The sequence below is a fragment of the Gulosibacter macacae genome (assembly GCF_003865375.1).
In the GTDB taxonomy this organism is placed as follows: domain Bacteria; phylum Actinomycetota; class Actinomycetes; order Actinomycetales; family Microbacteriaceae; genus Gulosibacter; species Gulosibacter macacae.
In genome coordinates this window covers 147,405-162,229 of record NZ_RQVS01000002.1, presented here as the reverse complement: position 1 = coordinate 162,229, position 14,825 = coordinate 147,405, and the positions used below count along the sequence as shown (strand labels likewise).

Below are 14,825 nucleotides of genomic sequence, written 5' to 3'. Positions count from 1 at the left end.
CGAAACGCTGCGGCGGTCGACGCTGACCACGCGCTCGCGTTTACTCTACGTGCGTAGAGAATAACGCATGGATGCGTGAAAGTCACTGCCCTGAGGCGGCGATGCAGGCGCGCGAAACGTGGACCGCGCTGGCACTCCTGCGCGCATCCGTGTGCCGTGGTGTCGGCCGACCACGCGCGCTCGCGACGAGCCAGCTTCGCTAAACCGCGCGCTCCCGACAAAACCGCGCGCTGCAACGGGCGGATTAGTCGGGAGCGCGCGGATTAGTGGTGATCCATGGGGCGCTTCGAGAGCCTCAGCGTGCTGCGCTGCGCTGCGTGGCGCAGGCGGGCGCGAGCGCGGGTGCCCGCACGAGCGCGGGCGGGCGCGGGACGCGGCCGCTAGCTCAGCGCGTGCTCGGCAATGAATAGGCGCAGCGCATCCTCGTCGTTCGGCATGTTGAGCACGCGCTGGGGCGCGTCGAGCAGTTCCTGGTGCTCGGCGCTCGGCTCGAGCTCGCGACCGAGCGCCTCAGCCATCGTCGCAGCAAACTTCTCGGGCTTCGCCGTCTCGAGCACGAGCATCGGCACGCCCTCTTCGACAAAGTCAGCCGCCACGTGCACACCATCAGCCGTGTGCGGATCAATGAGCACGCCCTCCCGCTCAGCCACCTCATGAATGGTGGCGAGGCGATCGGCGTGGGTGCTCGTGCCGCTCACAATGCGGAACTCATCCGCGAAACGAAGCTGCTCGACGGTGAAATCGATCGCGCCCTGGGCAGCCAATTCGCGCCAGGCTTCAGCAACGCGCGCCGGGTCGCGACCCACCAGCTCAAACACGAAGCGCTCAAGGTTCGAGGCCTTCGACACGTCCATCGACGGGCTCGACGTCGCAAGCGTGTTCGCAGCTGAACGCGGGCGGTACCAGCCCGTGCGGAAGAACTCATCGAGCACATTGTTCTCGTTCGAGGCGAGCACGAGGCGCTCCACCGGCACCCCGAGCTTGCTCGCATAGAAGCCCGAGAGGATATTGCCGAAGTTGCCCGAGGGCACGGCGAACGAGACCTTGAAGTCGGCGCGATCGGCAGCATCCACCCCATCACTCGCGCGCAACCACGCCCACACGTAGTAGACGATCTGCGCCGAGATGCGGCCGAAGTTGATCGAGTTCACCGCACCGAGATTGAACTCGTTCTTGAACTCGAGGTCTTCGCTGAGCTGCTTCACGAGGTGCTGGCAGTCGTCAAACACGCCCTCGATCGCAATGTTGTGGATGTTGTCATCGAGCAGCGAGTACATCTGCGCGCGCTGGAAGGGGCTCATGCGCCCCTGCGGTGAGAGCATGAACACCGAGACGCGGTCGCGGCCGTGCAACGCGTGCTCCGCAGCCGAGCCGGTGTCGCCCGAGGTTGCGCCGAGCACATTGAGCACGCGGTCTTCGCGGCCGAGAGCGTACTCGATCGCCTCGCCGAGGAACTGCATCGCCATGTCTTTGAAGGCGAGCGTCGGGCCTTCCGAGAGCCCCACGAGCGTCATTCCCGCGCCAATATCACGCAGCGGCACGATGGCGCGGTTCGGGAACCGGGATGCGTCGTACGCCGAAGCGCACATGCGCGCGAGTTCGTCGCGGGGAATGTCGGTCGCGAACAGGCCGATGACCTCGGTGGCAAGCTCGGGATAGCTCAGCGCGCGCCACGACTCGAAGGTCTCGGCACTCACTTCGGGCAGATACTCGGGGACGACGAGGCCACCATCGGCGGCGAGCCCCTCAAGGAGCACCTCGCAGTAGTCCTTCGGTTCGGTGCCGCCACGGGTGGAGATGAACTGCACGGGTGCTCCTCGGTCGATCGTTGCCGCTTGCGTACTAGAGGAATCCTAGGCGACGGCGGTCACGCGGTGCGGCGCGGGCGCACGAACAGGAGCGTGGGCACGAGCGCGAGGGCGAGCATCCCACCAATAAACGAGAGAGCGGCGAAACTCAGCGCACTCGCAACAACGCCAGAACCAAGCCCGGCCCCGGCGCCAGCAAGCGCGATGCCGACGTCGATCGTGCCCTGAGTGCGGGGCCGATTCGCCGGCACGGTCGCGTCGACGACAAGCGAGGTGCCGGCGATGAGGCCGAAGTTCCAGCCGAGGCCGAGCAGCGTGAGCGCCAGGATGAGTAGGCCGAGCGATTCGGCCGGGGCAACGGCGGCGACGATCCCGGCTGCCAGCAGCGTCACGCCCGACGCGATCGCCATCGGGATGCGGCCATAGCGGTCAACGAGCACGCCAGTGACGAGCGAGGGCAGGTACATCGCGCCGATGTGAAGCCCGATCACGAGCCCCACCGCATCCAGGCCGTGGCCGTGCGCCCGCATGTGCACTGGCGTCATCGTCATGATCGCCACCATGGCAATGTGTCCGAGCGCCATGACGATGCCGCCGACCCAGGCTCCGCGGCCGGGTTTCGACGGGGCGGCATCGGTGGCCGGATGCTCGGCAACATCGAGCGCGCGGGCGAGCAGATACGGGTCGGGCTTGAGAAAGATCAGGAACACGGCACCGGCCGCGAGGTAGGCCGCGGCCGCAAGCAGGAAGGGTCCCGCGAGCGTGGGGATGCCGAGGCTGTCGGCGAGGCGACCGAGCGGCGCGATGAGGTTCGGGCCCGCGACTGCGCCAAGCGTCGTCGACACCATCGCCACGCTCACGGCCTTCGCCCGCGTCTGCGGGGTCGCGAGATCGGTGCCGGCGTAGCGGGCCTGCAGGTTTGTGGCGGTGCCGGCGCCATAGATAAAGAGGGATGCAAAAAGTAGCGGGATGCTGCCGGTCACGGCCGCGATGACCACGCCGATGGCACCGATACCACCCGCCGCGAAGCCGAGACCGAGGCCGTAGCGGCGGCCGAGTCGCTGGGTGAAGCGGCCGACGAGGAAGGCCGACAGCGCTGAGCCGAGGGTGAAGAGCGCCGTCGGGAGGCCCGCGAGCCCGCCGGTGTCGAGCATTTCTTCGGCGAGGAGTGCGCCGACCGAGATGCCCGCGGCGAGGCCCGCACCACCGAGCACCTGACTGGCTACGACGACCCGGAGGGTGCGGCGTTGCACCTCGTCGCGGTTGAATGCAGTGAGGTCGGTTGCGGTCATGAGCCGAGCATACCGCCCAGGGTATCGACTACAGCATCAATCATTTCCGTTGACATTTTCAATGATTTGGACTTTCATTGACTTAACGGGGCGGGTGCTCCGGCGCAGAACCCAAGCTGGTTGGGAATGCGAATATTCCACCAGACACGTCTCAAAGGAGAGAACGCATGACCGACAACGCCACGCCCCTCGCCGGCAAGGTTGCCATCGTTACACTGGCTCGGGACAGGGCCTCGGACTCGCCTACGCCCAGGAACTCGCGCGCCGCGGCGCATCCGTCGTCATCAATGACGTCAACGAAGCCACCGCCGCCGAGGCAGTCAAGACCATCACTTACGCCGGCGGCAACGCCGTCGCCGTCGTCACCTTCGGTGGCCTCGACATCGTCGTGAACAACGCGGGCATCCTCCGCGACAAGTCGGTCCTCAAGATGACCGCTGAAGACTTCGACCTCGTCATCAAGGTGCACCGGCGCGGCACCTTCCTCGTCGGCCGCGAAGCGTTCCGCTACTTCAAGGAGAACGGCGTCGCTGGCCGCATCATCCCGATCGGCTCGCCCACCGGCCAGTACGGCAACTTCGGCCAGTCGAGATCGGCGATCTCCATGAGCATCTGCTCGATCGCCGCCGGGTAGATGTTCTCGCCACCCGAAATGATCATGTCTTTCGCGCGAGCCGAGACGTAAAGGAAACCATCCGCATCCAGGTAACCGAAGTAACCCGAGCGGAACCACTCGCCGCGACGCGACTCGGCGGTCGCCTCAGGCTTGCGCCAGTACTCGGGAATGACGTTCGGACCCTCGATGACGATTTTGCCCACTTCGCGCGCAGGCAAGAACTCGCCTTCCTCGTTCATGATGCGCACATCGGTGAAGAAGTGCGAAAGGCCACTTACCCCCTCGTACTCACCGGCGTACCTGGGCGGCGTGTAGGTGAAGTTTCGGTCATGCCGTACTTCATCGAAAAGGCGATGCCGCGGTTCACATAGGCATCCGAGACCCGTCGCGGAAGCTGACTGCCACCGCACGAGATCATCTGCAGGCTCGAAAGGTCTGCCGCCTCCCAATCAGGATGCTCCGCAAGCAACTGGAAAGTCGTCGGCACGCCACTGAGCAGGGTCACCTGGTGGTGCGCAATGTCGCTCAGCACGTCAGCAGGAACAAATTCATTGTGGAGCACGAGCCGGCCACCCTTGAGCAGCGTCGGGAGTGCACCCATTCCGAGCGATGCACCGTGGAACATCGGTGCAATCAACAGCGTCGTCGACGAGGAAGTGAGGTCATAGTCAACGAGCACGTTCATCGAATTCCAGGTGAAGTTGCCGTGCGTGAGCACCGCACCCTTCGGCCGACCGGTCGTGCCGGAGGTGTAGAGAATCATCGCCGGGTCGGCGCGGGTGACAAGGTCATCGCGAGTCTTCGGCGAGCCAGCCTGCAAGGCATCCTCGTACGACTCGACCGCTTCATACGCCTCGCCGTCAATGTGCAGACGATGGCGCACACCCGACGACCAACTGCCCGCGCGGGCGAGGTCACGCATCCGAGTGTCAAAGACGAGCACCTCGGTCGCCGAGTCATCGAGCACGTACTCGATCTCAGGCGGTGCGCTGCGAGTGTTGATCGGCACGATGATCGCCCCGAGCTGGCCGCAGGCAAAGAAAGTCTCAAGGAAGGCAATGTGATTGCCACCGAGATAGGCGACGCGGTCACCCTTGCGCACTCCGCGTTCGTGCAACGCATTCGAGAGCCGGTCGATGCGCTCGGCGAGGGCGTCATAGGTGATCTGTCGATCGCCGTGAATGATCGCGACACGGTCGCGCGACTTCACTCGCTGACGGTGAATCCATGAGCCAAGACCTTGATTGCGCACATCGCCTCCCGGACGCTTGCGAGGAGAAAGTCCTCATCGACTTGCTAGCCACCGCCTTGCGAGGCGCGCTCGCATCGTTCAGGCTAGCGGGGCGCCTATGCCCCGCAGTGACGAAATCAATGAGACCATTAATCATTGATATCGTCAACTATTGTTACTGAGGATTCACCATGACCAAGATCGACGCGACTGTTGAAAAACAGGATGCACGGCTCGACGATGTGGGCATTGACGCCGATGTCGGCTTCCTGCTCGCCAAGGCGGGGTCAATCGCCAGCCGCCATGCTCGGAACGCGCTTGAGCCACTCGGGATGCGCGTGCGCACCTACTCACTGCTCTCGATCACTTGCGATTTCCCGCCGGCAAACCAGCGCGAGCTCGCAGTCGCGATCTCGCTTGACCCGAGCCAGCTCGTACCACTCATTGACGAGCTCGAGACGCAGGGACTCGTCGAGCGCACACCCGACCCGAACGACCGCCGCACCAAGCTCGTCGTTCCCACGAAGCTCGGACGTGAACGCCGCGCCGAAATCGAGAAGGTGGTGCGCGGCACCGACATCACCTTCGCGAGCGGATTCACTGAAGCAGAACATCAGCAACTCGTGGCTTTCCTCCAGCGCCTGGTGGCGGCGCAGGACTAGCAGCGCCACCATCTTCGAGCGTGCAACCGGGCCTCTTGCCCTGGTCAACGCAGTGAATGTCGTTCACATCTTTGGGTTCGGGCCGATATGCTCGGCAAGTGGTCGCGACGAAGCGGCCAGTTGACTGACCCCACGAAGGACAGCATGAGCGCCGCATTCCCCATCGCCATTGTGACGAACTCCGTCACCCCCGCGCCCGAAACCTGGCAAGCCCTCGATGCCCTCGAAGAGGCATTCATCGCCTCAGGAACCGCCGTCGAGCGCATCCACGCCGTTGACGATGCGACCTCGTACGGTCGCCTCACCACCGACAATTCGGCGGTCGTCTACGTGGTCGACCCGCGCGCGCTGCGCGGTGACGATGAGGCACCCATGCTCGCATTGCGCGAATTCGTGCGCGTCGTGCGCGGCCAGAACGAGCGCCTGCCAATTTATCTGTTCGGCGAGCAGCTCACGGCCCGGCGCATCCCGGTTGACGTGCTCAGCGAGATCGAAGGCGTCGTCAACGCCCACGAAGACACCCCGCAATTCGCCGCCCGCTCGATTCAGCGCGAGGCCGCGAACTACCTCGCCAAGATGGCGCCGCCGTTTTTCAAGGCGCTCATCCACTACGCCGACGACGGGGCCTACTCCTGGCACTCCCCCGGTCACTCGGGTGGCACGGCCTTCTTGAAGTCGCCGGTCGGCACGCTCTTCCACAACTTCTTCGGCGAAAACCTGCTGCGCTCGGATGTGTCGAGCTCGGTGAAAGAACTCGGCCAGTTGCTTGACCACTCGGGTCCCGTTGCCGACTCCGAGGTGCGCGCCTCCGAAACCTTCCGCGCCGACCACCTCTTCTTTGTGACGAACGGCACCTCGACCTCAAACAAGATCGTCTGGAACTCCTGCGTGGGCGCGGGCGATGTCGTGCTCGTCGACCGTAACTGCCACAAGTCGATCCTGCACTCGCTCATGCTCACCGGCGCTGTGCCCATCTACCTGCAGCCGACCCGCAACCGCGCCGGCATCATCGGGCCGATTCCCCGCAGTGAGTTCGACCCGGCCGAGATTCGCCGGCGCATCGAGGCGCATCCATTTATTGAAGACGGCGACGCAACCCCGCGCATTCTCACGCTGACGCAATCGACCTACGACGGCATCCTCTACGACGCCGATGAGATCAAGCGCACGCTCGACGGCCACGTCACCGCCCTGCACTTCGACGAGGCGTGGGTGCCGCACGCGGCGTTCCACGAGCTCTATGCCGGGATGCACGCGGTCGACGACCGCCGCGAGCGCACGACCGACTCGCTCGTCTATGCGACGCAGTCGACGCACAAGCTGCTCGCCGGGCTCTCGCAGGCCTCGCAGATTCTCGTGCAGGATTCCGAGACGCGTCACCTCGACCGCGACATCTTCAACGAGTCGTACCTCATGCACACCTCGACCTCGCCGCAGTACGCGATCATCGCGAGCTGCGATGTTTCGGCCGAGATGATGCGTGGCGTTGGTGGCCGGGCACTCGTCGAGGATGCATTGACGGAGGCCCTCGAGTTTCGTCGCGCGATCTCGCGCATCGGTCGCGAACTACCTGAAGGCGACTGGTGGTTCGACGTGTGGGGTCCGGAATCGGCGCTCTCGGATGGCGCGTTGCAGCGCGAGGACTGGCTCCTTCGCCCGGGTGACGATTGGCACGGCTTCGACGGCTCAGTCGACGACGGTTTCACCATGCTCGACCCGCTCAAGGTGACGCTCACGACACCGGGCCTCTCGGTGAATGGTGAGTTTGCCGATAGGGGTATTCCCGGCCCAGTGCTCGCGAAGTACCTTGCCGAGCACGGCATCGTCGTTGAGAAGATTGGCCTCTACTCACTGTTCGTGCTGTTCACGATCGGGGTGACGAAGGGCCGGTGGAACACCCTCATTGCCGAGTTGCACCGATTCAAGCGTGCCTACGACCAAAACGCGGGGCTACGACTGGTGATGCCTCGGTTCGTGGCGGAGCATCCCGAATACCGTGGACGCCGCCTCCGTGATCTCTGCGACGAGATGCACGCCGCCTACCGCGAGCATGACTTCGCGAACCTCTCGACCGACATCTACCTCGACGACCCCGAGATGACGATGCTGCCGGCCGATGCGTGGGCCGCAATGATCGACGGCGAAGTCGAGCACGTGCCGATCGCGGAGCTCGCCGGACGCACGACCGCAGTGCTGCTCACGCCCTACCCACCGGGCATTCCGCTGGTCGTGCCGGGTGAGCGGGTGTCGGAACTCATCGTCGAGTACCTGCGGGTGGAGTCGCTCTTGGTGGATGAGTTCCCCGGCTTTTCGGGCGACACCCACGGCCTGGCGTCGGACGGCACCCGCACGGTCGCCTGCATCCGCGAGTAAGGCGATCGCGGCCCGCAAGTGGCCCTCTCGTGGCGAACTCCCCCACCCATGGGTGGGGGAGTTCGCCACGAGAGGGGGACTTGTCGCTAGGCAAGCACCTCTGCCACCAGCGGATCAGGTGAGCCGTACCGGTGGGCCGTGATCGACACCGCCTGCTCATGCAGGAATGGCAACAGCTCGAGCCGGCCAGATTCGGTGACTCGGCGGCGCCAGATTGCGAGCTCGGGTGAGCCCGACGCTGCCGCGACCGCGCGGTATTCCGCATCCGACCCGATGAATCGCAAGCGTCCGCGCAACTTCGGCACCCGGATGCGGAACTCCGCGTCGGTCTCGATCACACACGGCAATTGCGACGTGTGCAGGATGCGCATGGCTTCGGGCGGCAGCGCCTCGGCCGTGGAGAGCACGAAGGGTGCGCCCGCACGCAGACCCGCGAGGGCGAGGCGAAGCGCGTGTTCGATCGGCTCGCCCTCCGCGACACGGAGTTGCACCGGAGCGGTCACCGGAAGATAGCGGAAGACATTGCGCTCGGCCGCCAGGCCCTGCACATCGCGGTTCTGGCTGAACTCGGTCTGCCAGGCCGCTTCATCGGATGCGGCGGCCCGAGCCAGGTGCCCTCCGCCGCGTGCTGAGGCACTCGAAGCACCACCCACCTCGCCCTTCGAGAACCTCAGGGCACCATCCAGCCCGTGTGCTGAGGCACTCGAAGCACCGGTCTCACGCTTCGTGGGCCTCAGCGCGCGATCCTCACCCCGCGCGAGATCGTCGCCCACCGCATCCAGCAGCGCGACGACCCGAGGCTCGACGGGAGTTGCGCCGTCGACGGCCTCCGCCGCATCCCAATTACCAAGGCCGAAGAGGTAGTTCGGACCGCCCGCTTTCACGGTCGCACCGACCACCGACTTCTTCCAGCCGCCGAAGGGCTGGCGTTGCACGATTGCTCCGGTAATCCCGCGATTCACGTAAAGGTTGCCGGCCTGCACCCGCTCGAGCCAGCGCGCAATCTCCTCGGCATCGCGCGAGTGCAGCCCCGAGGTGAGTCCATAGTCGACTTCATTCACCGCCTCGATCGCCTCGTCGAGGGTGTCAACCCGCATCACACCAAGAATCGGGCCGAAGTACTCGGTGAGGTGGTACTCGCTCCCCCGCCGCACGCCCGCGCGCAGGCCGGGCGACCAGAGTATCCCGGCCTTATCGAGCGGACGCGGCTCAAGCACCCAGTTCTCGCCCTCACCCAGCACCGACAGTCCACGCAAGAGCTTGCCTGAGGCGGGCGCGATGATCGGCCCCATTTTCGCGAGCGCATCACTCGGCGGTCCGACCCGCAGCGAGCGCACCCCATCGACGAGTTGATCGCGCAACCGCTTCGATGCACCCGCCTGGCCCACGAGAATCACGAGCGAGGCCGCTGAGCACTTCTGTCCCGCGTGGCCGAACGCCGAGGCGATGACATCGCGCACCGCGAGGTCGTAGTCGGCACTCGGGGTGATGATGATCGCGTTTTTCCCGCTCGTTTCAGCGAGCAGTTCGACCTCGGGCCGGATGCTTCGAAACGCCTCGGCTGTCTCGTAGCCGCCGGTGAGAATGACCCGTTCGACCGCCTCGTCGGCGATGAGCTTCGAGCCGAGCTCACGTTCAGCAAATTGCACGTATTGCATCGCCTCCCGCGGCACCGCCTGCCAGATCGCCTCAGCAAGCAAGGCGCCACACCTCGAGGCGGCGGATGCCGGCTTCAAGATCGCCGGCGCGCCCGCCGCGAGCGCCGCCAGCGTCGACCCGGCCGGAATTGCGAGCGGGAAGTTCCACGGTGGCGTCACCGCAATGAGCTTCGCGGGCGAGAAACGGGCGCCGTCAATGCGTTCGAGCTCGCGGGCGCGTTCGGCGTAGTAGTGCGCGAAGTCGACCGCCTCTGAAACTTCGACATCGGCCTGGTCGAGCGTCTTCCCGCACTCGGCCGCCGCGACTTCGATGAGCTCGGCGCGGCGGCGCTCGAGTTCGTCACCAACGGCATGCAGCGCATCCGCCCGTTCGTCTGCCGACCACGCACCCCAACCGGAGTCGAGCGCGGCTTGGATGCGTGCATCCAATTCTTCGCTCGTCGCCACAGTATTTGCCGCGCGAGTGCCTTCACCGAGTTGCGAGGTCGCGATGTGCTCGCGAATAACCTCGGCCCAGGCCTGATTCGCGATCATCGCCGGGTCGGAATCAGGCGCGTTCTCGAAGCCGTAGCGCAGGGCTGGGGATGCGGGGCGCGTGCGATCCTGCGCCCGGTGCGAGTTCGGGGTGGCGGCGGCCATCTCTTCGATCGAGGTGAGGAAGCAGTCGCGTTCGCGGGCAAAGAGCCGCTCGTTGTCGGCGAGCTCGAACACTGCCGACATGAAGTTGTCACTTGCCGCGCCTTCTTCGAGCCGGCGCACGAGGTAGGCGATCGCCACATCGAACTCGCCCGGATGCACGATCGGCGTGTAGAGCCGCAGCCCGCCGACGTGCCGACGCACGACCTCGGCCTGCTGGGTCGCCATACCGAGGAGCATCTCGAACTCAATGGCTGCAGTGACGCCGCGACGTTCGGCGACGAGCCAGGCGAGCGCGACGTCGAAGAGGTTGTGACCGGCGATGCCGAGTCGCACATTCGCGGTGTGCTCGGGAGTGAGTGCCCAGTCGAGCACCCGCTTGTAGTTCGCATCCGTGTCGACCTTGGCGTGGTATGTCGCGAGTGGCCAACCGTGCACCTCGGCGTCGACGCGTTCCATGGGCAGATTCGCGCCCTTGACGAGGCGCACTTTGATGGGTGCGCCGCCAGCGTTCACGCGCGAGGATGCCCAGGCCTGCAGGCGTTGCATGGCTCCGAGTGCATTTGGCAGATAGGTCTGGAGCACGAGTCCTGCTTCGAGCTGTTTGAGCGCGGGCTGGCTCAGGAGGCGCATGAACACCGCGATCGTGAACTCGAGATCGCGGTACTCCTCCATGTCGAGGTTGATGAACTTCGGGGTCTTGGCTGCGGCTGCGTAGCTGAACAGCGGGAGCAGCCGGTCGACGGTTTCGGTGACGGCATCGGCGAACCCCCAGGGCTGGTGCGGGGCGGTGGTTGCCGACACTTTGATGGAGACGTAGTCGACGTCGGGACGCCTGAGGAGCTTGGTGGTGCGTTCGAGGCGGCGGGTGGCTTCGCGATCGCCGAGCACGGCTTCGCCGAGCAGGTTGAGGTTGAGTTTGTTGCCGTCGCGATTGAGCTTGCGTAGTGCCGGGCCAAGCCGTACGTCGCTGGCGTCGAGGATGAGGTGGCCGACGAGCTGACGTAGTACGCGTCGGGCGATGGGTACGACGATGCCCGGGATGCGCGGGGCGAGGGTGCCGCCGACGCCCGCGGCCGCCCGGAGTGGTGCGGGCAGGAAGCCTGGGGTTTCGGCGGTGAGGCGTTGCAGGTTGGCGGCGGCAACTTCGGGGTCTTCTGGGCGGATTACGCCGTCGACAAAGCCGACCGCGAAGCTGAGGCCGTTCGGATCGCGCAGGAGCCTCGCGAGTTGTTCACCGGCCGGGTCGACGGGGATGCGTTCGGCCTCAGCAAGCCATTCACGGACGGTGTCGACCGCGCGCGGGGCGAGGTCGTGGAAGTCGGAGGCGCCATTGCTCATGCTGGCTATCCTCATCCGCCGGGCCGGTCGCGGGCTGAGTGTGGGCTGATCGCGCGGGTTCGTCGCAAGTCACCCTCTCGTGGCGAAGTGGCCCACCCATGGGTGGGCCACTTTGTCACGAGAGGACCAGTTGCGGTGCTTCGAGAACCTCAGCACACCTAAAGAACCTCGGCACACCCAAAACGACAAGCAGGCCTTGGCACGAGGCGCGGGACTCAGTCGGCCTGGTGCATGTGCAGGCCGCCGTCGATCCAGATCGCCTGGCCGGTCGAGAAGGGCAGCTCCCCCGCGGCCAAAGTCGCGATGGTCTGGCCGACGTCGTCGGGCGTACCCCATCGGCGAGCCGGCACCCGCCCGGCCTCAATACTGCGGGTGAGCTCTTCCGGCACCGCGGATGCGGTCATCGCCGTGCGCATATAACCGGGCCGCACCTCATAGGCCGCAATCCCCTCCTCAGCCAAACGCACCGCAAAAAGCTCGGTCATCATGCTCAGCGCCGTCTTCGACAGGTTGTATGGCGAGCGCAGTGTGCTCACCATCCGCGCGGCGATCGAACTCACGGTGATGATCGAGCGATGCCCGCCATCGCCACCCGCCGCGATCATCCGCTTTGCCACCGCCTGCGTGAGAAAGAAGGTGCCGCGCTGGTTCACGTCGACGACCCGGTCATAGGCCTCGGGCGTGATGTCGAGCAGGTCAGTCAGCGGCCGCATCGCGAGACCCGCATTGTTCACGAGGCAGTCGACGCGCCCAAACGCATCCCAGGCGGCATCGACAAGTGCCGAGTGCCCGGCCACATCGGCGAGATCTGCCGTGAGCACGCGCACCGCAGCCCCCTCGGCCTCAACGAGCTCGACTGTCTCGCTCAAATCATCAACCACATCCACGAGCACAAGGTCGAAGCCGCGACGCGCGAGCGATACCGCCGCACCCTGCCCGAGTCCCTGGCGCGCGCCGGTCACAAGCGCAACTTGCCGGGTCACTTGATCACCACCGGATTGACAGGCGAGCCGGTCCCGCCGAAGACCTTCAACGGCGCCGCCACATAGAGAAACTCCCACTGGCCATCGGCTGCGCAATCTTCAGCGAGCCCATCGAGCGACATGATCTCGCTGAACGTCACACCAAGGTTGCGCATGAGCGCTGAGTGCAGCGGCAGGCTGATGCCGGTATTCGGATCAACCGTCACCTCATTCGCGATGGTGTCGGTGACGAGCGCCGGAATCTCCATGCGCTGGAACCACTCGACGAGCTCGGGACTGTAGACGAGCCCCGGTTCGTTGAAGTCGCGGTAGAACTCGGCCGCGCCCTCGCGCCAGAACGAGCCAATGAATCCGGTGCGAATGACCAGGATGCTTCGCGGCGAGATCTCGACACCCTGCGCCTCCGCTGCCGCGAGCAAGTCGTCATGCGTGAAGGTTTCGCCCTTCGCGAGCGAGGCCTTGCCACGGTGTCGCGCCATATCGATGAGCACGCCGCGGCCGACGATGCCGCGCTCGGCAATCGGCAGGATGCTCGCTTTCGTCAGCGTGTGCGCGGTGGTCTCGGCCGGGTAGCCGTTGTAGAGTTCGTTGTCGTACCACACGTGGCCGAGGGCATCGACCTGGCTCGAGCCCTGGTTGTAGATGACCATGATGTCGTCGGCATACTCGTTACCGCCGGGGATCGCCGGGCCGGCGCCGGCGGCAAAATCACCGCGATCGAGCACGTTGTACCGGGATGCGGGCTGACGCCCCGGCCAGAGCGGATCCCCCGCGGGGTTTGCCATCGGGATCGCAAGCGTGAAGGTCTTGCCGGAGCGGATTGCGGTCGCCCCGCGCAGCACCTCGGCGGTGTCGAGATAGTTGAGCGCGCCAACTTCATCGTCGTCACCCCACTTGCCCCAATTGCGCGGCGAGTTCTTGAGCAGCTCGCCAATGTGCATGACCTCGGATGCGTTCATTGCGCCCCCTTGCGCGATAGTTCCGATAATTGAACTCCAGTGCTTGCGCAGGATGCATCAGCTCGGCACGAATACTGCTCAAATGCTACGCATCAACGGAAGCCGCCCGCAATACATCAATGCGCGATAGTCCATTCACCGAACTCCACGCCGTTTCGAGACCGCCTAGCGACGCACCTGTGAAATCGCGTGCCCCATCCGGCGGGCCGTGTTGAGCAGTTCAGGCGCCAGCTTCGCCGCGCGCTCCGGGGTGATGCGCATCTCCGCCGCCGAGATCGACACGGCCGCAATCGGTAGGCCCGAGGCCACCGGCACCGGGGCGCCGATTCCCGAAAGCCCGGGCATCACAAGATTCGCGCCGGTGAGCCAACCTTGCGTGCCCACACTCGCCACCGCCGCACGCAATTCGTCGCGCAACGTCGGTCGGTCGATCTCGGCGACGATGCCGGTGAGTTGCAGATGCTCAATCGCCGATTCCTGCAGATCGGGCGGCATGGTGCCGAGCATCGCGAGCCCGGTGTAGCTGGAAGTGAACGGCTTGAAGTCGCCCGGGGTGACCACCTTCGATTGCAGCGGATAGTCGCCCTCAGCGCGCAGGAGGTAACGCACGCCACCAGGCACACGCATTGAGACGTAAACCGTGTCACCGGTGGTGAGCGCGAGGGAATCAGCGAGCACCCGCAGCGCCGGCATCGCCGGGAAGGTGAAGGGTGCGGCGAGTCCCAGCCAGAAGAGTTCTTCGCCAAGCACGTAGTGCTTGTTCTCGAGCTGCGAGACGTAGCCGACGGCGCTGAGGTCCTGCAGCATCCGGTGCACGGTCGGGCGGGCGATGCCGGTCTCTTCGGCGAGATCTTTGAGGCGGATGCCGTGACGCCCGCTTGCCGAGATGCGTGTGAGCAGCACGTGGATGCGCGGCAGCACACCCGAGACCGGGGTCTGGTCGGTGGGCTCAGTCATGCGGTCCTCCTTCACGTGGCAGCTATGCCGACACTATCGGGGTGCGCATCCATGTCGACCCACCAACCACAAAAGTCATCAGGATGGCCGTGGCGGCACCGATGCCGCTTCCGGCGCCGGTGATGATCGCGGTCTGGCCGGCGACTTCGTGATTGCTCCCCATTAAGCCACTCTCCTTGAGTCCATTTATCGGGATCTTTGGCGAGGGAGTCGAGTTCGAGACTCGGACTTACTTGAGGATCCTGGGAAACTAACTTGCCCCTGTCGATCCGCAGATCGACAGGGGTAAGTTGGATTGAGTGCGCGCGA

At 65.2% G+C, this 14,825-nt stretch carries 12 protein-coding genes and 1 pseudogene; 4 read left to right on the top strand and 9 right to left on the bottom strand.

Translation table 11 applies throughout. From position 1 onward, the window contains the following. Nucleotides 1-71 precede the first annotated feature (71 nt). On the top strand, nucleotides 72-203 hold the full coding sequence (locus EG850_RS13640) for a hypothetical protein (RefSeq protein WP_268878149.1): 132 nt from the start codon (nucleotides 72-74) through the stop codon (nucleotides 201-203). A 177-nt stretch (nucleotides 204-380) separates the two neighbouring features. Here the strand turns inward: EG850_RS13640 and thrC are convergent, their stop codons facing one another. Next, a complete protein-coding gene (thrC, locus tag EG850_RS02265; protein ID WP_124969422.1) occupies nucleotides 381-1,808 on the bottom strand; it encodes a threonine synthase in 1,428 nt (475 codons plus the stop codon). 59 nt (nucleotides 1,809-1,867) lie between these two features. Continuing rightward, nucleotides 1,868-3,100 carry an MFS transporter gene (locus tag EG850_RS02260; RefSeq protein ID WP_124969420.1) on the bottom strand — a complete coding sequence of 411 codons (1,233 nt, stop codon included), beginning with the start codon at nucleotides 3,098-3,100 and terminating at the stop codon, nucleotides 1,868-1,870. A gap of 167 nt (nucleotides 3,101-3,267) precedes the next feature. Between EG850_RS02260 and EG850_RS02255 the strand changes: the two are divergent. Then, a pseudogene (locus EG850_RS02255) lies at nucleotides 3,268-3,698 on the top strand (SDR family NAD(P)-dependent oxidoreductase); the annotation flags it as partial. Here EG850_RS02255 and EG850_RS13635 read toward each other — a convergent pair. Beyond that, complete coding sequence (locus EG850_RS13635; RefSeq protein ID WP_185714926.1) at nucleotides 3,608-3,955, bottom strand: AMP-binding protein; 348 nt, start codon at nucleotides 3,953-3,955, stop codon at nucleotides 3,608-3,610. The pseudogene EG850_RS02255 and the gene EG850_RS13635 overlap by 91 nt on opposite strands. A gap of 35 nt (nucleotides 3,956-3,990) precedes the next feature. Beyond that, a complete protein-coding gene (locus EG850_RS02245; protein ID WP_185714909.1) occupies nucleotides 3,991-4,926 on the bottom strand; it encodes an AMP-binding protein in 936 nt (311 codons plus the stop codon). A 212-nt stretch (nucleotides 4,927-5,138) separates the two neighbouring features. Between EG850_RS02245 and EG850_RS02240 the strand changes: the two genes are divergently transcribed. Together EG850_RS02240 and EG850_RS02235 are read left to right on the top strand one after the other, a co-directional pair. Continuing rightward, nucleotides 5,139-5,609: a MarR family winged helix-turn-helix transcriptional regulator gene (locus tag EG850_RS02240; RefSeq protein WP_124969414.1), complete on the top strand. Its 471-nt coding sequence runs from the start codon at nucleotides 5,139-5,141 to the stop codon at nucleotides 5,607-5,609. A gap of 144 nt (nucleotides 5,610-5,753) precedes the next feature. Beyond that, nucleotides 5,754-7,982: an Orn/Lys/Arg family decarboxylase gene (locus EG850_RS02235; protein WP_124969412.1), complete on the top strand. Its 2,229-nt coding sequence runs from the start codon at nucleotides 5,754-5,756 to the stop codon at nucleotides 7,980-7,982. 86 nt (nucleotides 7,983-8,068) lie between these two features. Here EG850_RS02235 and EG850_RS02230 read toward each other — a convergent pair whose 3' ends face one another. From EG850_RS02230 to EG850_RS13210, 5 genes are all read right to left on the bottom strand, one after another. Then, a complete protein-coding gene (locus EG850_RS02230; RefSeq protein WP_235829176.1) occupies nucleotides 8,069-11,617 on the bottom strand; it encodes a bifunctional proline dehydrogenase/L-glutamate gamma-semialdehyde dehydrogenase in 3,549 nt (1,182 codons plus the stop codon). Between the two features lie 215 nt (nucleotides 11,618-11,832). Next, entirely contained in the window at nucleotides 11,833-12,600 is a 768-nt protein-coding gene (locus tag EG850_RS02225) for a 3-ketoacyl-ACP reductase (protein WP_185714908.1), read from the bottom strand. Further along, nucleotides 12,597-13,559, bottom strand: a complete 963-nt coding sequence (locus tag EG850_RS02220; protein ID WP_124969406.1) for a cyclase family protein — start codon at nucleotides 13,557-13,559, stop codon at nucleotides 12,597-12,599. Before EG850_RS02220 ends, EG850_RS02225 begins: the two co-directional genes overlap by 4 nt. Before the next feature lie 165 nt (nucleotides 13,560-13,724). Further along, nucleotides 13,725-14,516 (bottom strand): IclR family transcriptional regulator, encoded by a 792-nt coding sequence (locus tag EG850_RS02215; RefSeq protein WP_124969404.1) that lies wholly within the window; start codon nucleotides 14,514-14,516, stop codon nucleotides 13,725-13,727. A gap of 22 nt (nucleotides 14,517-14,538) precedes the next feature. Beyond that, entirely contained in the window at nucleotides 14,539-14,679 is a 141-nt protein-coding gene (locus EG850_RS13210; RefSeq protein ID WP_185714907.1) for a hypothetical protein, read from the bottom strand. Nucleotides 14,680-14,825 lie beyond the last annotated feature (146 nt).

What these genes read in the sequence shown, in the direction of transcription:
- EG850_RS13640 (WP_268878149.1), top strand. Translation starts at nt 72, where the DNA reads ATGCGTGAAAGTCACTGCCCTGAGGCGGCGATGCAGGCGCGCGAAACG.
- EG850_RS02260 (WP_124969420.1), bottom strand. Translation starts at nt 3,100, where the DNA reads ATGACCGCAACCGACCTCACTGCATTCAACCGCGACGAGGTGCAACGC.
- EG850_RS13635 (WP_185714926.1), bottom strand. Translation starts at nt 3,955, where the DNA reads ATGAACGAGGAAGGCGAGTTCTTGCCTGCGCGCGAAGTGGGCAAAATC.
- EG850_RS02240 (WP_124969414.1), top strand. Translation starts at nt 5,139, where the DNA reads ATGACCAAGATCGACGCGACTGTTGAAAAACAGGATGCACGGCTCGAC.
- EG850_RS02235 (WP_124969412.1), top strand. Translation starts at nt 5,754, where the DNA reads ATGAGCGCCGCATTCCCCATCGCCATTGTGACGAACTCCGTCACCCCC.
- EG850_RS02230 (WP_235829176.1), bottom strand. Translation starts at nt 11,617, where the DNA reads ATGAGCAATGGCGCCTCCGACTTCCACGACCTCGCCCCGCGCGCGGTC.
- EG850_RS02220 (WP_124969406.1), bottom strand. Translation starts at nt 13,559, where the DNA reads ATGAACGCATCCGAGGTCATGCACATTGGCGAGCTGCTCAAGAACTCG.
- EG850_RS02215 (WP_124969404.1), bottom strand. Translation starts at nt 14,516, where the DNA reads ATGACTGAGCCCACCGACCAGACCCCGGTCTCGGGTGTGCTGCCGCGC.
- EG850_RS13210 (WP_185714907.1), bottom strand. Translation starts at nt 14,679, where the DNA reads ATGGGGAGCAATCACGAAGTCGCCGGCCAGACCGCGATCATCACCGGC.